Raw genomic sequence first — 17,564 nt, 5'->3', positions numbered from 1 at the left:
CACACGCCGCAACCCGTTGATTTAACAGCAACATTTTTCCAAGCCTTTTGAATCTTACCGACGCGACCCGCCGAAATCGTCCCCTTCCCGGCAGGATTTGCCGGGTTCAGTGCTCCGGTATGCGAGCCCCGCCTCGCGCGTGCCTGGAAGTTCGACCTCAGGATCGCTATAGACTCCGCATATGCGGGCGCTGCGGCCTGCCGGCGAACCCGTGACGTGATGAACTCCCTCGACCTCCCCAAGGCCCCGCACGAGACACGTGTCGTCGTCGCCATGTCCGGCGGCGTGGATTCCTCCGTGGTGGCAGGCCTGCTCAGCCAACAGGGCTACGATGTCGTTGGGATCACGCTGCAGCTCTACGACCATGGGGCGGCGGTCCATCGCAAGGGTGCCTGCTGCGCCGGCCAGGACATCCACGATGCGCGCCGGGTCGCCGAGACGCTCGGCATCCCGCACTACGTCCTCGATTACGAGGACCGCTTCCGGGAATCGGTGATCGACCGTTTCGCCGAGAGCTATCTGGCCGGCGAGACGCCGATCCCCTGCGTCGAGTGCAACCGCTCGATCAAGTTCCGCGATCTTCTGGCCACCGCCCGCGACCTCGATGCCGACGTGCTGGCGACCGGCCATTACGTGGCCAGTCGCCCCCTCGAAGCCGGCGGGCGCGGCCTCTACCGCGCCCTGGATCCGGCTCGCGACCAGAGCTACTTCCTTTACGCCACCACAGCCGAGCAGCTCGATTTCCTGCGTTTCCCCCTGGGCGAACTGCCGAAGGACGAGACCCGTCGCCTCGCCCGCGAACTCGGCCTCGCCATTGCCGAGAAGGCCGACAGCCAGGACATCTGCTTCGTGCCCCAGGGGCGCTACGCCGACGTCATCGCCAAGCTGCGGCCGGATGCGGCGCGCGCCGGCGACATCGTCGATCTCGAAGGCCGCGTGCTCGGCCAGCATGAGGGCATCATCCATTACACGATCGGGCAGCGGAAGGGCCTTCGCCTCGCCGTCGGAGAGCCGCTCTACGTGATCCGCCTGGAGCCGGGTTCCGCCCGCGTGGTGGTGGGTCCGCGTTCCGCCCTGGCCACCAGCCGCATCCGGCTCGACGACTTGAACTGGCTCGGCGGCATGCCCCCCGGCGGGGTCGTCGACATGCCGGTGGCCGTGCGGGTCCGCTCGACCCGGGAGCCACGCGCCGCGCATCTGACGGTCGATCAGGACAGGGCGGCCGCCGAGGTCGTTCTGGCCACACCGGAAGACGGCGTCTCCCCGGGCCAGGCCTGCGTCATTTATGCCGATGACAGCCCACGCTCACGTGTGCTCGGCGGCGGCACCATTCGTCGCATCGAGGCGTTGGCAGCCGGGGCGGCGCAAGCCGCCTGACGCCGACCCGCAGACCCGAGCCAAAACCTTCCCATCCGCAGGATCTAGAGACGATATGCTGAGCGAGCCGCAGGCCGGTCCGAGCACGGCCCTGATGCGCAAGGCCTATGCCCGTTGGGCACCGGTCTACGACGTCGTCTACGACAAGCTGACCGAGCCTGCCGCGCGCGATGCGGTGATGGCCGCCACCGCCTGCGGGCCGCGCATCCTGGAGGCCGGCGTCGGCACCGGCTTATCGCTCGGCTATTATCCGGCGGGCAGTTTCGTCTGCGGCGTCGATCTCTCCGAAGACATGTTGAAGCGCGCCCGCGCCAAGGTACTCCGCCGCCGGCTCACCCATGTCCGCGGCCTGCAGGTGATGGATGTGTGCCGCCTCGGCTATGCCGATGCCAGCTTCGATGCCGTGGTCGCGCAGTTCCTGATCACCCTGGTGCCCGACCCGGAGGCCGCCTTGTCGGAATTCCTCCGGGTGGTGCGACCGGGCGGAGAGATCGTGCTCGCCAACCATTTCGGCCAGACCAAGGGGGCCGTGGCCAAGGTCGAGGAGATCGTCGCGCCGCTCTGCACCAAGATCGGCTGGTCCTCGGCGTTCAAATCGACCCGGATCGAGGCCTGGGCTCAACGCAACGGCGTCGAGTTCATCGGCGTCTCGCCGACCTTTCCCGGTGGTTTCTTCAAGATCCTGAGGATGCGGAAGGCCGGCTGATCCGGCGCGGCGAAGCGGGGACATGACACGCAACTCGAGCGGCGCGCTCCGACGCTCCATGCGATGGCTACCCGTCCTCGCCCTGGTGGCCCTGTCGCTGGGTGTGCTCGTCTCCGGAGCGCCGCATCTCTTCAGCCTCGATCGCCTGCTGTCCTATCGCGCAGCGCTCATGGAGGCGGTGGCCGAGGACCGGTTGCGGTCGATCGGGATCGCCTGCCTCGTCTATATCGGCTGCGTGATCGTGTCCGTGCCGGCCTCGCTGGTGCTGACCATCCTGTCGGGCTTTCTATTCGGGACGACCACCGGGGCGGGGATCGCTCTCGTCTCGGCGACGACCGGGGCGGCCATCGTCTTCTCCATCGGCCGTGGTCCGATGTCCGAGTTTCTCGTCACCCGCGCCGGACCGCGCCTCGGACGTCTGGCCGCCGGCTTTCGCGACGACGCGTTCGGCTACATCCTCGTCCTGCGGCTCCTGCCGATCTTTCCGTTCTGGATGACCAACCTCGCCCCGGCGGCCTTCGGCGTATCCCTGCGTACCTTCGTGCTAGCCACCTTTCTCGGCCTGACCCCGGGCGCCTTCGTCTACGCGGCGGCCGGAGCGGCGATCGAGGACGTCATCGCGGCCAACGAAGCCGCCAAGGCGGCGTGCCTGGAGAGCGGCGCCGTCGCGTGCGACGAGGCCCTGTCCCTGCGTTCGCTGGTCACCGTCAAGACAGCCGCGGGCCTCGGCGGGATCGCCGCTTTCGCGCTTCTCTCCATCGTGCTGAGACGCCGCTTCGCCCGCAGACGCGCGGGTCCGTCCTAGCCCCTCACGCCAGATCCCCATTGCGGGGGTACTCGACGGGGCCGCGCCCGAAGCGTAACCGTCATGCAAACAGCAAGATCGACATGTGTCGTTCGACGCCGAGGGAACGGAATACCGGTGCTGGCCCGGTGCCGCGCCGGAGCAACCGGGACGAGCAAAGAAACCCGGGAGCAGGGATGATCGGGACCCCGTGATGGACGCGACGCCACGCGCCGACATGGAATCACCTGTCCCCGTCGCAGCGGAGGCTCGGGCGGGGATCGGCCGACATCTCGGCCTGTCGGGCCGGCTGTTCCTCGTGACCATCGCCTTCGTCGCCCTCGTCGAAATCCTGATCTACGTGCCCACCGTCGCGAATTACCGACGCATGTGGCTGTCGGACCGGATCGCCGCCGCGCAGATCGCCGCTCTGGTCCTCGATGCCTCGCCAGATCAGCATGTCTCGGATGAACTGGCCCGGCATCTTCTGAAGGGTGTCGGCGCCAGCGCCATCGCGGTTCGTGGCGACGGGACACGCCGCCTGCTCGCGGTAGACGCCGTGCCGTCGGAGGTCACCGGCCATGTCGATCTGCGCTCGCATGACTGGATCACCTCCATCGGGGGGGCATGGCGGACCGTCTTCTCCGAGAATCAGGGTCCGATCCGGGTCATTGGCCATGGGCGGGACGGGTTCGACCTCGTGGAGATCCTTCTCGACGAAGCGCCCCTGCGCGAGGCGCTGATCGACTTCGCCGATCGTCTGCTGCTCTCGTCGCTGGCGATCGCCGCCACGGTGGCCGGCCTCGTCTTCCTGATGCTGCAGCGGATCATCGTTCGCCCGGTTCGGCGCCTCGCCCGCAACATCACGGAATTCGCGGACGATCCCCAGGGGAGCGACCGCATCATCACGCCCTCGCGCAGGACCGACGAGATCGGCCACGCTGAGGTGGCCCTCGCCCGTATGGAGACGGCGCTCGCGGGCGAGCTACGCCAGAAGCGCCGCCTCGCCGAGCTTGGCCTGTCGGTGAGCAAGATCAACCACGAGCTGCGCAACCTCCTCACCACCGCCCAACTCCTCGGAGACCGTCTCGAGACGGTGTCCGACCCGGCGGTGGAGCGTATCGCCCCCCGCCTCCTCGCCACGCTCGGCCGGGCGATCCGTTTCTGCGAGGAGACCTTGGCCTATGGTCGGGCGACCGAGGCAATGCCGCAGCGGCGCACAATCCAGCTCGCACCGCTGCTGGCCGAACTGTCCGATCTGGCGAGGCTCGACGACGCGTCACGCGTGACGATCCGCGTCGTATGCGAGCCGGATATCGAGGTGGAGATCGATCCGGACCAGTTCTCGCGCGCGCTCACCAACATCGTGCGCAACGCCGTGCAGGCCATGGGCGCCGAGAAAGCCGGAGCGCCCGATCCGCTCATCGAGATCGAGGCCAGCCGCCACGGTAAGCCGGGTTCGGGAAACCTGACCGTTGTCGTCTCGGATAACGGACCCGGGCTTCCCGAACGGGCGCGAGCGAACCTGTTCGCGCCCTTCGAAGGGTCGATGCGCGCGGGGGGGACGGGGCTCGGCCTGCCGATCGCCGCCGAGTTGATCCAGCTTCAGGGCGGACGTCTCACCCTGGATCAAACGCAGGAGGGAGTGGGTGCGCGCTTCCGGATCGTGATCCCGGACCGCGCGCCGACTTCGCTCTGAGTTTATTCCGCCGCCGCCAGGGTCAGGCCCGGCACGGTGATGCCGATGTCGCGAAGCAGTTCCGCGTCGGCATCGGTCTCGTTATTGGCCGTGGTGAGGAGGCGCTCACCGTAGAAGATCGAGTTCGCGCCGGCGAGGAAGCACAGGATCTGCGCTTCGCGGGTGAGCCCCTTGCGGCCGGCGCTGAGACGCACACGCGCCTTCGGCATGACGATGCGGGCGGTGGCGCACATCCGGACGAGATCGAGCGGGTCCACGGGCGGACGGTCCTCGAGAGGTGTCCCCTCGACGGCCACCAGGGCGTTGATCGGAACGCTCTCGGGATGGGGGGCGTGGTTGGCGAGCACCTGGAGCATCGCCGCGCGGTCCTTCACGCCCTCGCCCATGCCGACGATGCCGCCGCAACAGACGCCGATCCCGGCATCGCGCACGTTCTGAAGGGTGTTGAGGCGATCCTCGTAGGTCCGAGTCGAGATGATGTCGCCGTAGAAATCCGGGCCGGTATCGAGGTTGTGGTTGTAGGAGGTCAGCCCGGCCTCGGCGAGGCGCCCGGCCTGGGATGGGGTGAGCATGCCGAGCGTGACGCAGGCTTCCATTCCGAGGCCGCGGACACCGCGCACCATGGAGAGGACCGCATCGAATTCCGGCCCGTCCTTGGGCTGGCGCCAGGCGGCACCCATGCAGAAACGATGGGCCCCGGCGGCTTTCGCGGCGGCGGCCTCCTTCAGCACCTTGTCCACCGCCATCAGTCGCTCACGCGGCAGGCCGGTGCCCTTGTGATGCGCCGATTGCGGGCAATAGGCGCAATCCTCGGGACAGGCGCCGGTCTTGATCGACAGCAGGGCGGCGCGCTGGATATCGGCCGGGTCGTTATGCGCGCGGTGGACCTGAGCCGCCCGGAACACGAGGTCGAGGAGCGGCAGGTCGTGGATCGTCTGGATCTCCGCCACGGTCCAATCGTGCCGGATCGCAGGGATCTCGGTGGCGGGGAAGGGGGCGAGGGGGGCCACGGTGTCAGTCATGGCCCCATGAGGCGAATCTTCGCCGGAAAATCAAGCCGGGCCGGCCGCATGCCCCGATGCATTTGGCTTCAGGCCGGCCAGGATAGCCCCCTCACGCCGTCTTGCCGCGCAACCCCGACAGGCCCGACCAGAGCGGCGCGATGAGGTAACTCGTGATCGGAATCAGCGCAGCCCCGACCACCAGACCGACGATGCCGGAGCCGATGGCGGTGACGATCCATTCGACGACGGGTCCGACCGGCGGCACCATCTTCGCGCTGCCGGCAGCGGCTTCGTGGATCACATGAGCGACCTGGGGCAGGCCGTAGCCTTCGAGACCATGCACGAGGATGCCGCCGCCGACCCAGATCATCGCGGCTGTACCGATGATGGCCAGAAGCTGCAGGAAGACCGGCATGCCCTTGACAAGGGCACGGCCGAAGCCGCGGATCGCGCTGCCGAACACGGACGCCGAATTGTTCTTCGCCATCGCGACCCCGGCATCGTCCGCCTTCACGATGAGCGCCACGCCGCCATAGACGAAGACCGTGATGCCGATGGCGACGACCGCGAGCACGATCGCCTTCGTCCAGATGCTGCCTTCGGGAAGAGAGGCCAGGGAGATCGCCATGATCTCGGCCGACAGGATGAAATCCGTCTTGATCGCGCTGGAGACCTTGCGCGCTTCCAGAGCCTGGCCGTCCCCGGCATCGGCGTCGAGCTTGGCCTCATGCGCATGGGCCTTGTGCGGGAACAGCGCCTCGTAGACCTTCTCGGTGCCCTCGTAGCAGAGGTAGGCCCCGCCGAGCATGAGCAGCGGGGTGATGGCCCAGGGGGCGAAGGCCTGCAGCAACAGGGCCGCCGGCAGCAGGAACAGCATTTTGTTGCGCAGCGAACCGATGGCGATCTTGCCCACGATCGGCAATTCGCGCTCGGCCGCGAAGCCCACGACGTAGCGCGGCGTCACGGCGGCGTCGTCGATGACGACCCCCGCCGCCTTCGCACCGGCCTTGGCGGCTTGCCCGGCGACGTCGTCGAGGGAAGCGGCCGCGACCTTGGCGAGCCCCGCGATGTCGTCGAGGAGGGCGATCAGTCCGATGCTCAAGGTTAGGTCCTTCCAACTGCCATGGGCCGGGCCGCGCGACGCAGGTTACCGGCCAAGCTGCCTCTAGCAGAGGAGACGAGCGAGCGGGGATTTCGATCCCCGCCCCGTTTCAATGAGTCGGTTCGCCGGCCGCGACCTTCGCGGTCCAATCGTCGAAGGCGACGATTTCCTGCCGCTGCTCACCGAGGCCGGTGATGCCGAGGGTCATCACGTCCCCGCTCTTGAGGAAACGCGGAGGCTTGCGCGCCATGCCGACGCCAGGGGGCGTTCCCGTGGTGATCACGTCGCCCGGCTCCAGCATCATGAAATGCGAGAGATAGGCGACGATCTGGGCGACGTCGAAGATCATCCTCGATGTCGACCCGGTCTGCATCCGCTCGCCATTCACGTCGAGCCAGATGTCGAGGGCCGCCGGGTCGGGGATCTCGTCCAGCGTCACCAGCCAGGGCCCGAGGGGGCCGAAAGTCGGGCAGCCCTTGCCCTTGCTCCATGTCCCGCCGCGATCGAACTGGTACTCCCGCTCGGAGACGTCGTTGCAGAGGCAGAGGCCGGTGACATAGGACAAAGCCTCGTTGGCATGGACATAGGATGCGCGGGCGCCGATGACGATGGCGAGCTCCACCTCCCAATCTGTCTTGGCCGACCCTTTCGGCAGAATGACCCGGTCGTTGGGACCGGAGATGCAGGACGGCGCCTTGTTGAAGACGATCGGCTCGGCCGGGATATCCGCGCCGATCTCCGCCGCGTGATCGGTGTAGTTCAGCCCGATGGCGATGAAGTTGCGCGTTCCGCCGACACAGGGACCGAGGCGTGTCTCCGGCGACAAGAGCGGCAAGGTTTCGGGATCGATGGACCGCAGCCGCTCCAGCGACGTCGTCGCGAGGGCGGAACCGGAAATATCGCGCAGGACACCGGACAGATCCCGCAATCCACCCTGAGCATCGATCAGACCCGGCTTCTCGTCGCCCACATCACCATGACGCACCAGTTTCATCGGCTCTCACTCCCCTTCGATCGATGGACTGGCACTGAGATCGGTCCCACTACCGTCCCTGGCAAGGTGTCGAGGCCGGACAGGCGCATGTTGCATAATTCATACACCGCTCGGGAAACCCATCAGAATACGCATTTTCTTGCATGAACGCCAATACGTAAATCCGACAGTTTAGATGTGAACCATCTACCGCGATGCTTTTCGGTGACACAAGCCGATGATGTCATCAGACGCATCCTCAAAGTAAATCACAGATTAGGAAACGATTAACACGTCAACTAACATGGATTGCATAGACCGGCCAAGAACGGCACTCTTCTGCTCAAGATGCGGGCCGGGGATCACTCCACGGTAAATCCGAGCATCGTAAGCAAGGGTCGGGAAGAGGACATGGCCATGACGATTCGCAACGCGGCTCTGGCGGGAATTTCTACCGCGCTCCTGACCCTGACGGCGGGGGGAGCCCTGGCCGGCGCGTTCGGTATCCGCGAACAGAGCACCCTTGCCCAAGGTCAGGCTTTCGCCGGTGCGGCATCCGGCTCCGGAGGCGTCTCGTCGATGTTCTGGAACCCGGCCACGATCACTATGAACCCCGGCTGGGTCAGCGAGCAGAATCTCAGCTTCATCAACCTCTCCTCCAAGATCACCCCGACCGACGGCACCTCGCCGTTATTCGCGCCACTGGGCGGCAGCGGCGATATCGGCCAGGGAGCCGTGATCCCGGCCGGCGCCACCTCCTATCAGCTGACCGACAGGCTCTGGATCGGTATCCATACCGGCGCTCCGTTCGGCCTCGTGACCAAGCCCCGCGATGACTGGGCCGGTGAAGTCTATGGACGGTCGAGCCGAATCTTCTCGCTCTCGTTCAACCCGACCATCGGCTTCAAGGTCAACGAGTGGCTCTCGATCGCCGCCGGGCCGAACATCGAGTATTTCCGGCTGACCCTTCGCCAAGCCTTCCCGCTCTCGTTCAGCCCGCTCATCGCCCCCAACGCGTCGCTCAAGGGAGAATCCTGGGGCGTCGGCTTCACGGCGGGCGTGCTCATCACCCCCTGGGCCGGGACGGCGTTGGGCGTTGGCTATCGCTCCTCCGTGCATCACGACATCGAAGGCGCCTTCATATTGCCGGGGCCGGCGGCCCTCCTGAGCCAGCAGGTGACCGCCAACCTCAACACCCCGGAAAAGCTGAGCGTCGGCCTGACCCAGGCCGTCAGCCCGGTCGCCCGTGTCAATCTCGGTTTCGAGTGGGACAATTGGTCGAGGCTCGGCGATGTCGGCATCGTCGGCCGCACCACCGGCGGCATCGCGACCACGCTGCCCCTGAACTACAAGGACGGCTACACCTATTCCGTCGGCGGCGAGTACGATTGGTCGCCGGCCCTGACCGTCCGGGGCGGTCTCGCCTATGAGCAATCGCCCATCGATTTCTCGAACCGCTCGGTGCGGCTGCCCGACAGCGACCGCTTCAACGTCTCACTCGGTGGCAGCTATCGCTGGAGCGAGAAGCTGACCCTGAACATCGCCTATTCCCACCTCTTCCTCGTGGGCGATTCGAAGCTCCTGGCCGGGCCGGGCCGCGACTACAACTTCCGCGACATCCCCTTCGCGGCCGATACCAGCGGCAGCGCGGACATCGTTTCGGTGGGCTTCCGCTACGTCTTCGGAACGCCTGCCGCTCCGATCGCTCCTGCGCCGCTGGTGCGGAAGTTCTGAGGGTCCTCGGCCGGAACACCGCGGCTTTGAGGAGATCTTCCCCCCTCGACCTCATCCTGAGGTGCAGCGATAGCCGCCCCGAAGGAGCCCTCCAGACACCGTTGCGCGAACTGGAGGGCTCCCTCGAAGCCTACGCTCCGTCACCTCAGAATGAGGTGACGGGAATTCGAAAAAAGGCAGTCGAACACCTGTCAGCCGGCCGCACGAGCCACCGACGGTCGCGTTCTCGACTCGGCCATTCGATCCGATCACGCCTTCATGCGGACATAGGTCCCGGGCGCCGGCCCGAGGGAGGCGAGGCCTCCTTCTCCCGGAATCCGGGCAGGCACGCGGGCGGGCGCCTGCTTTTCCAGCCATTCGAACCAATAGGGCCACCACGACCCCTTGTGCTCGGTCGCCGCCGAGATCCAATCCTCCAGGCGTCCCTTGGCCGCCCCGCCGGTCCAGTACCCGTATTTCGGCTTGGAAGGCGGGTTGACCACGCCGGCGATATGACCGGACCCGGCCAGGACGTAGTCGACCGGCCCGCCGAACTTCGACGACCCTTCGAACACCGAGATGGCGGGGGCGATGTGATCCTCGCGGGTGGCGAGGTTGAAGATCGGCACCTTCACCTTCTTCAGGTCGAGACGCACGTTCCCGAGGATCATGCGGCCTTGAGCGAGGGTGTTATCGAGGTAGCAATTGCGCAGGTAGAACGAATGGTTGGCCGCCGGCATCCGCGTGGCGTCCGCGTTCCAGTAGAGGAGGTCGAAGGCCGAGGGCGTCTGCCCCTTCACGTAGTTGTTGACCACGTAGGACCAGATCAGGTCGTTCGGGCGCAGCATGTTGAAGGCGGCCGCCATGCCGGAGCCTTCGAGGTAGCCGCGTTTCTTCATGCGGGCTTCGATGCCGCGAATCTGCTCCTCGTCGGCGAAGACCTTCAGATCGCCGGCATGTGTGAAATCCACCTGCGTCGTCAGGAAGGTGGCGCTCTTGATCCGCTTGTTGCCGGTGGCCGCCTGCATGGCCAGGGTCACCGCCAGCAGAGTGCCGCCGACGCAATATCCTGCCGCCGCGACCTCGCTCTCGCCGGTGGCGACACCGATCGCGTCGATGGCCGCCTCGATGCCCTCGCGCATGTAGCTCTCGAAATCCTTGTCGGCATGGCGCTCGTCGGGGTTCACCCACGAGATGCAGAAGACCGTGAGGCCCTGCGACACCATCCAGCCGATCAGGCTTTTCGACGGGTTGAGATCGAGGATGTAGAACTTGTTGATCCAGGGCGGCACGATCAGGAACGGGCGCTTCAGCACCGTCTCGGTGGTCGGCGAATACTGGATCAGTTCCATCAGGTCGTTGCGGAACACCACCTCGCCGGGGGACACGGCGACGTTGACGCCGACCTCGAACCCGGACGGATCGGTCTGGCGGACGCGCAGCTGACCTTTGCCAGCTTCGATATCCTCCGCGAGCATCTTCATGCCGCGCACGAGATTGGCGCCGTTCTCCTGCAGCGTGTGCCGAATCAGTTCGGGATTGGTCATCACGAAATTGGACGGCGAGAGCGCGCCGACGATCTGCCGGAGGTAGAACTGCGCCTTGTGCCGCGTATGCTCGTCGATCCCGTCGGCCTCGTCGACGAGTTCTTCCGCCCAGCGGGAGGTGATGAGGTAGCTCTGCTTGATGAAGTCGAAGATCGGGTTGGTGGACCATTCCGCATGTTTGAAGCGGTTGTCCTTCGCCTCGGGCAAAGCCACGGGCGGGGCTTCCTCGCCCTGGAGGCGATGCCAGGTCGAGCCCCACAGGGTGATGAACGCGTCGCTGAGCTTCTTCTGGGCTTCGAGGGACTTCTGCGGATCGACCATCCAACGCTCGGCGACGGTGCCGAGGGTCTTGACGACGTCGTTGACCTCTTCCGGGGGCTTGGCCAGTTCGGGGTCGAGCGGGTCGGCTTGGCTGATCGGCTTCATGTAGGCGCCGGCCGTCCGGGTGAACTCCTCGATCAGCAACGTCGCGTTGCGGGACAAGGCGTCGATATCGGGAAGCGGTGTCGTCCTGTCGGTCGTCACGCGTGAATTTCCCCTCTATTCCGTGGGACGGCCCGGCCGAACCGTCCTCGTTCTCGACAAATTAACGCGGCACCTCGACTTTCCGCCAGGGCGCGGCTTACGTTTCAGGTCATTATGTCAGAGCCTTCATCACGGAATCACAGGCGGTGCGGCTTTGCTCCGCGCTTCGCCCTCGTCCTCGGCGGACTTCTCGCCGCAGGAGGATGCTCCGGCGACCTCAACGCCATGCGCGGCGCCTATACGCTCGCCGGCGGAGGGCCGAAGGATGTGAAGGCGCCCGACTTCGTGGTGCAGTCCCGCAAGACCGACGCCGATTACCTGCCCGTCGGCGTCGCAGCACCCGCCAGACCCATCAGCGCCCGCACCGCCGAGGGGACCAAGAGTCTGGAGAACGATCTGATGGGCGCTCGTGGGCGTAACGAGGCCAAGGGCCGCGCCGCCGAGAGCGCCGCCCGCGCCACCGGCCAGATCCAGCCTGCACAATAACGGTCGGCTCCGGACCGCCGAAATGGTAGACAGGCCGACCACGTCAGAGTGATGACAGTTTTGAACGCGCGAATCATGCGATTCGCGCATCGGACCCCGTGAAGCCCATGACCGATTTTCACCGCATCAAGCGCCTGCCCCCCTACGTGTTCGAGCAGGTCAACCGGATCAAGGCCCAGGCGCGCGCCAATGGCGCCGACATCATCGATCTCGGCATGGGCAATCCCGATCTCGACGCCCCGCGTCATGTCATCGCCAAGCTGGTGGAGACAGCGGGCAGGCCGCGCACGGACCGCTACTCGTCCTCGAAGGGCATCGCCGGTCTGCGCCGCGCCCAGGCGAATTATTACAAGCGCCGCTTCGGCGTGAGCCTGAACCCCGACACGCAGGTGGTGGCGACGCTCGGCTCGAAGGAGGGCTTCGCCAACATGGCGCAGGCGATCACCGCGCCGGGCGACGTCGTGCTGGTGCCGAATCCGAGCTACCCGATCCACGCCTTCGGCTTCCTGATGGCGGGCGGCGTGATCCGCTCCGTGCCGGCCGAGCCGACCCCGGCCTTCTTCCCGGCTGTGGAAAAGGCCATGCAGCACTCGATCCCGAAGCCGGTGGCGATCGTGGTCTGCTACCCTTCGAACCCCACAGCCTACGTCGCGAGCCTCGATTTCTACCGGGACCTCGTCGCCTTCGCCAAGCGCCACGAAATCATCATCCTGTCGGACCTCGCCTATGCGGAGGTCTATTTCGACGGCGAGCCGCCGCCCTCCGTTCTGGAAGTGCCGGGCGCGATCGATTGCACGGTGGAGTTCACGTCGCTGTCGAAGACCTTCTCCATGGCCGGCTGGCGCATGGGCTTCGCTGTCGGCAACGAGCGCCTGCTTGCGGCGCTGACCCGCGTGAAATCCTACCTCGATTACGGCGCCTTCACGCCGATCCAGGTCGCGGCGACGGCCGCCCTGAACGGCCCGGAAGATTGCATCGTCGAGATGCGCGGGATCTACAAGAAGCGCCGGGACGCGCTGATCGAGTCGTTCGACAAGACCGGCTGGAAGATCCCGAGCCCGTCGGCCTCGATGTTCGCCTGGGTGCCGATTCCGGAAAAGTATCAGAGCCTCGGCAGCCTGGAATTCTCCAAGCTGCTTCTCGAGAAGTCGGACGTCGCGGTGGCGCCGGGTATTGGTTTCGGCGAACACGGCGACAATTACGTCCGTATCGCGCTGGTCGAGAACGAGCAGCGCATCCGTCAGGCGGCCCGCAATATTCGCCGTTTCTTCGAGACGTCCGACCGCACGCTGCACAACGTCGTGCCGCTGACCAAAGCGGGCTGACGCATCGGAGACGATGTTGCGGGGAGGAGACAGGTCGCGCCAAAGCGGCCGGTGACCCTCTCATGTGCTTGTCACATGCCGTCCCGGTGAGCAGGGTCGCGGAATGTCGCCTGCCACCGAGGATCGTATGCGCGGATTGACCCTGACCGTCGCGCTGCTGCTGGCCGGATCGGCCGGTGCTTGTGCGCCGAACCCGATCGTCGCGCGTGACCCCGTTCCCGCGCCCGAGCCGGGCCTGAGCTATGTCTGCGATTCCCGGCCCTTCGTCCTGAATGCGGTCGTCAGCAATTGCGAACCGGTTCATCGGGAGCCGCAGGTCGTGCTTCGTTCCAAGGGCTGATCCGCCCGGACGGAGCACCCTTTCATGAAAAAGGCCGGAGCATCGCTCCGGCCTTTTCTTTTCAAAGGGCGATCAGCCCTTTCCTACACCGGTCGAACCTTGCCTCAGCGGGCGGCCGGCGCCGGGCTCACGGGGCGCGGTGCCGTGCTCGGATCGTTGGTCGTCATACCGGGAGTGGCCGGCATGGCATTGCCCGGTGCCGTGCGGGCACCCGGTGCGGTCGCGGTTCCGGTGGTCGCCGGGCCGGCCTCGAGGCTGTCCCCCTTGCCCACGACACCCGACTTCGAACCGGCGGCGTTGGTGCCGTGGCTCTCGGGCATGCCGGTCTGTGCGAAGGCGGCACCGGACAGGGCAACGACCATTGCGGCAGCGGCGGCAGAAATCTTGATGGCGGTCACGTTGGGCTCCTTGTTGGATGCGCTTGAAGATCGCGCTTGGGAGGTCAACGCGGCGCGTCCGGCTCGGTTGCCCCAGGGATCGGACGCCCATCCCGAGCCCGGAGGGCGGACGTGAAAAAGTTGCGGCTTGGCGCGCCAATGACACGGACAGGCAACCTCTCCTGAGTCATGGTAAGAGCAAGAGCGGCCGCGGCCGCATGTGAACACCGCGACGGAGCGACCCGTGCAGCATCTCTCGACATTCGCCGCCGCCGGCCTGATCGGCCTCGGCCTGTCCGTCGCCACCGGCGCGGTCGCCCAGACCTCCTATACGGCCTCGCATGGCCCCTACATCCTGCCGACGGACCGGGCGACGGGCCGTCCCGTCCCTGACGATGCGCGCGCGATTCCCGTGCCGAGCGTCATGAATGGCGGAGGGTTCGGCCTCAGCGGCAACAGCTATTTCGAGGATTCACCGACGGAAGGTCCGCTGAGCGGACGCAAGCGGCCGCACGAATTCGTCCTGGCCCCGGCGCGCGTCGCGCCCCCCGCCTACGGGCGCTGACCTCTATTCCCCATCCGCCCGCGATCTGACCAGACGATCCACGAGGGCCGACGCGGCGAGGCCCGCCGCATAGGCGACGAGGTTCCAGAGCGAGAAGATCCGTCCGAGCAAAAGAGCACCGGCGAGCGTCAGCCTGAGAGCGTCGAGCGCTGGCGTATGGATGAGGCGGGAGAGTTCAACCAAGAGGGCGATCGTCCCGGCAACGATGAGAATGGCCCTCGTGCGCCGGCCCGGCAGCAGCACCGCGACCAGGCAATAGACCATAGCGCCCCATAGGGCCGAGCCGCCGTATTTCACGATTGCCAAGGGCAGTCCGACAGGGACGAAGCGGAGGGTCAATCCCGCGCCGATGATGGCCAGGCCAGCCGCGAGATAGAGCGCGCGTGTCCGCATGCGGGCGGTGGGTCTGGAAGCGATGTGTGGCGCCATGCGTTCGCAGCGTCTCGGATCGTGACGGATAAGGAAGACGGGCGCCGCCGTTTACACCGGGCAGGCGTCTCGGTATCACCCGCGCTCACACGCCGAGCCCCATACCTTCACCACGAGCCGAAACACCAGATGCGCGCCGAGATCGAACAACTCTCGGATGCCGCCAAGCAGTCGATCGGACTGCTGAGGAGGCATCTTTGACTGGGATACCGTCGAGAAACGACTCGCGGAGCTGAATGCGGCTTCCGAGAACCCCGACCTCTGGAACGATGCGGAGGCGGCGCAGAAGGTCATGCGTGAACGCGGCGCCCTCGAAGAGGCCGTGGCTGCGATCAGGAAACTCGCGCAGGATCTGGACGATGCCGTCACGCTGATCGAGCTCGGCGAGATGGAAGGCGACCAGGACACCATTCTCGAGGGCGAGAATGGCGTTCGCGCCGTCGAGAAGGAGGCTGCGCGCCGCCAAATCGAGACTCTCCTGTCCGGCGAAGCCGACGGGCTCGACACCTATGTCGAGGTCCATGCCGGAGCCGGTGGCACCGAGAGCCAGGACTGGGCGAACATGCTCCAGCGCATGTACGGCCGCTGGGCCGAGCGCCGGAAGTACAAGGTCGACATCGTCGAATGGTCGGATGGCGACGAGGCCGGGATCAAGGGCGCCACGCTCATGGTCAAAGGCCACAACGCCTATGGCTGGCTCAAGACGGAATCCGGCGTTCACCGCCTCGTTCGGATCTCGCCCTACGATTCCAGCGCGCGCCGGCATACTAGCTTCGCTAGCGTCCGGGTCTATCCGGTGATCGATGACCGCATCGTCATCGAGATCAAGGAATCGGATTGCCGCATCGACACTTATCGTTCGTCGGGCGCCGGTGGTCAGCACGTGAACACCACCGATTCGGCCGTGCGCATCACCCACAACCCGACCGGGATCGTGGTGGCGTGCCAGCAGGAGCGGTCCCAGCACAAGAACCGGGCCACCGCCTGGAACATGCTGCGCGCCCGGATGTACGAGGCCGAGCTCAAGAAGCGCGAAGAGAAGGCCAACGCCGAGAACGCGGCCAAGACCGATATCGGCTGGGGCCACCAGATCCGGTCCTACGTGCTGCAGCCGTATCAGCTGGTGAAAGACCTGCGCACAGGTACCCAGTCGACCGATCCCGATGAAGTGCTGGACGGTGCGCTCGATCCCTTCATGGAAGCGTCGCTGGCCCAGCGCGTCTACGGCGGAGCCGGCGAGGTCGAGGACATCGACTGATCCTCGCTTGCCTTCAGATGCGCGCTCCTAGCGGGCGGTGAGGAACTGCGCGTCAGATCCGCTGAGGACGCGCAGGAAACGCAGCGGGTCTACGGGCTCGCCGTCGATTCTCGTCTCATAATGCAGGTGGCTCCCCGTCGAGCGTCCGGTGGAGCCAACACGGCCGATGGCGGCTTCGGCCTCGACCCATTCTCCGGGCCCGACCGAGACCGACGAGAGATGGGCGTAGCGGGTGACGAGCCCGTTGCCGTGGTCGAGTTCGACCATGTTGCCGTAGCCGCCGCTGTAATCTGCGACCGTCACCCGGCCGGCCGCCGTCGCGCGCGCGCTTTCCCCGAACTCGGCCTTCATGTCGAGGCCGGTATGCAGGGCGAGCCCGCGCGTGAACGGATCGAGACGCGGTCCGAAACCGCTCGACAGGCTGTACTTGCCGGTCAGGGGCTGCCGGACGGGGAGGGCGGATGCGATGCGGCGCAGGCGGTCTTCCTCGCCGAGAACCCGCTGAACCTGTCCGACAGCGATGCCGAACGGATCGGCAGAGAGCGGCACGAGCGGCCCGCCGATCCCCGCCTCGCGCTGGCGCTCGAAGCGCTGCGGGTCGAGGCCGGCCCGGAACACGATGTCGCGCAGGCGCTGGGACCCACGGATCGCGCGCACGCCCAACCCGTCCAGGGTTCGGATCTGGTCCGCCCCCAGTCGATCGAGGCGCTGGTCGAGCGCCGCCAGAACCTGCTCGCTCTTCCGCAGGGATTGGCGGCCGGGCTGTCCATCAGTGTCGCGCGAGCGCAGTTCGAGTGCATCCGGAGTGGGAAACGGCTTCGGCACCGACTTGCGCAATGGCGCAGCAAACGACTTGGCAACGGGATCGGCCACCTGACCGGCATAGCCGAGGGCCCCGGTCTCGACTGGATCGTCGACGCCGATCTGGTCGGCGGCAATGATTGGGCGTTGCGCCTCGCCGGCGAGAAGTGCGAGCTGGGCCTGACGCTTCTCCAGCACGGCCTGACGTTGCGAGAGATCGGCGATGCGCGCGGCGATGCCCTCACGCGTCGCCAGATGCTCCATCGTCGCCCGGTCGAGCTGAAGCCTGAGGGCTCCGATCCGCTCCTCGTACCCGTATTGGAGGGCGGTCTGCTGGGACACGAACCGGGCCAGCACCTCGTCGTGGAACACCAAGTACCACGTGGCGCCCCCGGCCCAGAGCGTGGCGATCGCCAGCCCACAAGCCAAAGCCGGCACGAGGCGCCGCCTGGCTTTCGGCAAGCGCAACCCTCCGGCGATAGGTGACGACAGGCGCATACGGGCAACCCCAATCCAACTCGCGCCATTGGAGGGGATCAGGGTTAAAGAAGCG

General features: G+C 66.3%; 17 protein-coding genes. 10 read left to right on the top strand and 7 right to left on the bottom strand.

The window, feature by feature from the left end:
• Positions 1 to 219 precede the first annotated feature (219 nt).
• The 4 genes from mnmA (at position 220) to RQI43_RS07335 (ending at position 4,566) form a co-directional block, all read left to right on the top strand.
• A complete protein-coding gene (gene mnmA / locus RQI43_RS07350; RefSeq protein ID WP_311274708.1) occupies positions 220 to 1,377 on the top strand; it encodes a tRNA 2-thiouridine(34) synthase MnmA in 1,158 nt (385 codons plus the stop codon).
• A 55-nt stretch (positions 1,378 to 1,432) separates the two neighbouring features.
• A complete protein-coding gene (locus tag RQI43_RS07345) occupies positions 1,433 to 2,083 on the top strand; it encodes a class I SAM-dependent methyltransferase (RefSeq protein ID WP_207410505.1) in 651 nt (216 codons plus the stop codon).
• Between the two features lie 22 nt (positions 2,084 to 2,105).
• The gene (locus RQI43_RS07340) at positions 2,106 to 2,888 is read left to right on the top strand and encodes a VTT domain-containing protein (RefSeq protein WP_311274707.1); all 783 of its coding nucleotides are present in this window, start codon (positions 2,106 to 2,108) and stop codon (positions 2,886 to 2,888) included.
• Positions 2,889 to 3,081: 193 nt separating this feature from the next.
• Positions 3,082 to 4,566: a sensor histidine kinase gene (locus RQI43_RS07335; RefSeq protein ID WP_405030571.1), complete on the top strand. Its 1,485-nt coding sequence runs from the start codon at positions 3,082 to 3,084 to the stop codon at positions 4,564 to 4,566.
• Between the two features lie 2 nt (positions 4,567 to 4,568).
• Here the strand turns inward: RQI43_RS07335 and bioB are convergent, their stop codons facing one another.
• The 3 genes from bioB to RQI43_RS07320 form a co-directional block, all read right to left on the bottom strand.
• The gene (gene bioB / locus RQI43_RS07330) at positions 4,569 to 5,588 is read right to left on the bottom strand and encodes a biotin synthase BioB (RefSeq protein ID WP_056423798.1); all 1,020 of its coding nucleotides are present in this window, start codon (positions 5,586 to 5,588) and stop codon (positions 4,569 to 4,571) included.
• A 91-nt stretch (positions 5,589 to 5,679) separates the two neighbouring features.
• The gene (locus tag RQI43_RS07325) at positions 5,680 to 6,672 is read right to left on the bottom strand and encodes a DUF808 domain-containing protein (protein WP_311274706.1); all 993 of its coding nucleotides are present in this window, start codon (positions 6,670 to 6,672) and stop codon (positions 5,680 to 5,682) included.
• 109 nt (positions 6,673 to 6,781) lie between these two features.
• Entirely contained in the window at positions 6,782 to 7,666 is an 885-nt protein-coding gene (locus tag RQI43_RS07320) for a fumarylacetoacetate hydrolase family protein (RefSeq protein WP_311274705.1), read from the bottom strand.
• Between the two features lie 390 nt (positions 7,667 to 8,056).
• On the opposite strand from RQI43_RS07320, the gene RQI43_RS07315 reads away from it, so the two are divergent.
• Complete coding sequence (locus tag RQI43_RS07315; RefSeq protein ID WP_405030570.1) at positions 8,057 to 9,379, top strand: OmpP1/FadL family transporter; 1,323 nt, start codon at positions 8,057 to 8,059, stop codon at positions 9,377 to 9,379.
• A 248-nt stretch (positions 9,380 to 9,627) separates the two neighbouring features.
• On the opposite strand, the gene RQI43_RS07310 is transcribed toward RQI43_RS07315, so the two are convergent.
• Positions 9,628 to 11,430, bottom strand: a complete 1,803-nt coding sequence (locus RQI43_RS07310) for an alpha/beta hydrolase (protein ID WP_056423804.1) — start codon at positions 11,428 to 11,430, stop codon at positions 9,628 to 9,630.
• Between the two features lie 114 nt (positions 11,431 to 11,544).
• Here RQI43_RS07310 and RQI43_RS07305 point away from each other — a divergent pair, with 114 nt between their 5' ends.
• The 3 genes from RQI43_RS07305 (at position 11,545) to RQI43_RS07295 (ending at position 13,581) form a co-directional block, all read left to right on the top strand.
• Positions 11,545 to 11,916, top strand: a complete 372-nt coding sequence (locus tag RQI43_RS07305; protein WP_056423807.1) for a hypothetical protein — start codon at positions 11,545 to 11,547, stop codon at positions 11,914 to 11,916.
• 107 nt (positions 11,917 to 12,023) lie between these two features.
• A complete protein-coding gene (locus RQI43_RS07300; protein WP_311274703.1) occupies positions 12,024 to 13,241 on the top strand; it encodes an LL-diaminopimelate aminotransferase in 1,218 nt (405 codons plus the stop codon).
• 127 nt (positions 13,242 to 13,368) lie between these two features.
• A complete protein-coding gene (locus tag RQI43_RS07295) occupies positions 13,369 to 13,581 on the top strand; it encodes a hypothetical protein (RefSeq protein WP_056423810.1) in 213 nt (70 codons plus the stop codon).
• A 104-nt stretch (positions 13,582 to 13,685) separates the two neighbouring features.
• Here the strand turns inward: RQI43_RS07295 and RQI43_RS07290 are convergent, their stop codons facing one another.
• Positions 13,686 to 13,979, bottom strand: a complete 294-nt coding sequence (locus RQI43_RS07290; RefSeq protein ID WP_311274702.1) for a hypothetical protein — start codon at positions 13,977 to 13,979, stop codon at positions 13,686 to 13,688.
• A gap of 223 nt (positions 13,980 to 14,202) precedes the next feature.
• On the opposite strand from RQI43_RS07290, the gene RQI43_RS07285 reads away from it, so the two are divergent.
• Positions 14,203 to 14,523, top strand: a complete 321-nt coding sequence (locus RQI43_RS07285; RefSeq protein ID WP_244478135.1) for a hypothetical protein — start codon at positions 14,203 to 14,205, stop codon at positions 14,521 to 14,523.
• 3 nt (positions 14,524 to 14,526) lie between these two features.
• Here RQI43_RS07285 and RQI43_RS07280 read toward each other — a convergent pair whose 3' ends face one another.
• Positions 14,527 to 14,952 carry a DUF2809 domain-containing protein gene (locus RQI43_RS07280; RefSeq protein ID WP_311274701.1) on the bottom strand — a complete coding sequence of 142 codons (426 nt, stop codon included), beginning with the start codon at positions 14,950 to 14,952 and terminating at the stop codon, positions 14,527 to 14,529.
• A gap of 129 nt (positions 14,953 to 15,081) precedes the next feature.
• On the opposite strand from RQI43_RS07280, the gene prfB reads away from it, so the two are divergent.
• Positions 15,082 to 16,210, top strand: a protein-coding gene (gene prfB / locus RQI43_RS07275; RefSeq protein ID WP_156467674.1) for a peptide chain release factor 2 whose coding sequence is annotated in 2 segments (ribosomal slippage) — positions 15,082 to 15,150 and positions 15,152 to 16,210 — 1,128 coding nt in all. Because the reading frame shifts where the segments join, the coding sequence is not laid out codon by codon here.
• 27 nt (positions 16,211 to 16,237) lie between these two features.
• Here the strand turns inward: prfB and RQI43_RS07270 are convergent.
• On the bottom strand, positions 16,238 to 17,509 hold the full coding sequence (locus RQI43_RS07270) for a M23 family metallopeptidase (protein WP_311274700.1): 1,272 nt from the start codon (positions 17,507 to 17,509) through the stop codon (positions 16,238 to 16,240).
• Positions 17,510 to 17,564 lie beyond the last annotated feature (55 nt).

This window comes from Methylobacterium sp. WCS2018Hpa-22, from assembly GCF_031843785.1.
In the GTDB taxonomy this organism is placed as follows: Bacteria; Pseudomonadota; Alphaproteobacteria; order Rhizobiales; family Beijerinckiaceae; genus Methylobacterium.
This window is presented reverse-complemented; position numbering and strand designations above follow the sequence as displayed.

Bases quoted from the DNA above. Each gene is read 5' to 3' on its own strand.
- RQI43_RS07280 (WP_311274701.1), bottom strand. From the start codon at position 14,952: ATGGCGCCACACATCGCTTCCAGACCCACCGCCCGCATGCGGACACGC.
- RQI43_RS07305 (WP_056423807.1), top strand. From the start codon at position 11,545: ATGTCAGAGCCTTCATCACGGAATCACAGGCGGTGCGGCTTTGCTCCG.
- RQI43_RS07315 (WP_405030570.1), top strand. From the start codon at position 8,057: ATGGCCATGACGATTCGCAACGCGGCTCTGGCGGGAATTTCTACCGCG.
- RQI43_RS07335 (WP_405030571.1), top strand. From the start codon at position 3,082: ATGGACGCGACGCCACGCGCCGACATGGAATCACCTGTCCCCGTCGCA.
- RQI43_RS07270 (WP_311274700.1), bottom strand. From the start codon at position 17,509: ATGCGCCTGTCGTCACCTATCGCCGGAGGGTTGCGCTTGCCGAAAGCC.
- mnmA (WP_311274708.1), top strand. From the start codon at position 220: ATGAACTCCCTCGACCTCCCCAAGGCCCCGCACGAGACACGTGTCGTC.
- RQI43_RS07320 (WP_311274705.1), bottom strand. From the start codon at position 7,666: ATGAAACTGGTGCGTCATGGTGATGTGGGCGACGAGAAGCCGGGTCTG.
- RQI43_RS07295 (WP_056423810.1), top strand. From the start codon at position 13,369: ATGCGCGGATTGACCCTGACCGTCGCGCTGCTGCTGGCCGGATCGGCC.
- RQI43_RS07340 (WP_311274707.1), top strand. From the start codon at position 2,106: ATGACACGCAACTCGAGCGGCGCGCTCCGACGCTCCATGCGATGGCTA.
- RQI43_RS07345 (WP_207410505.1), top strand. From the start codon at position 1,433: ATGCTGAGCGAGCCGCAGGCCGGTCCGAGCACGGCCCTGATGCGCAAG.
- bioB (WP_056423798.1), bottom strand. From the start codon at position 5,588: ATGACTGACACCGTGGCCCCCCTCGCCCCCTTCCCCGCCACCGAGATC.
- RQI43_RS07300 (WP_311274703.1), top strand. From the start codon at position 12,024: ATGACCGATTTTCACCGCATCAAGCGCCTGCCCCCCTACGTGTTCGAG.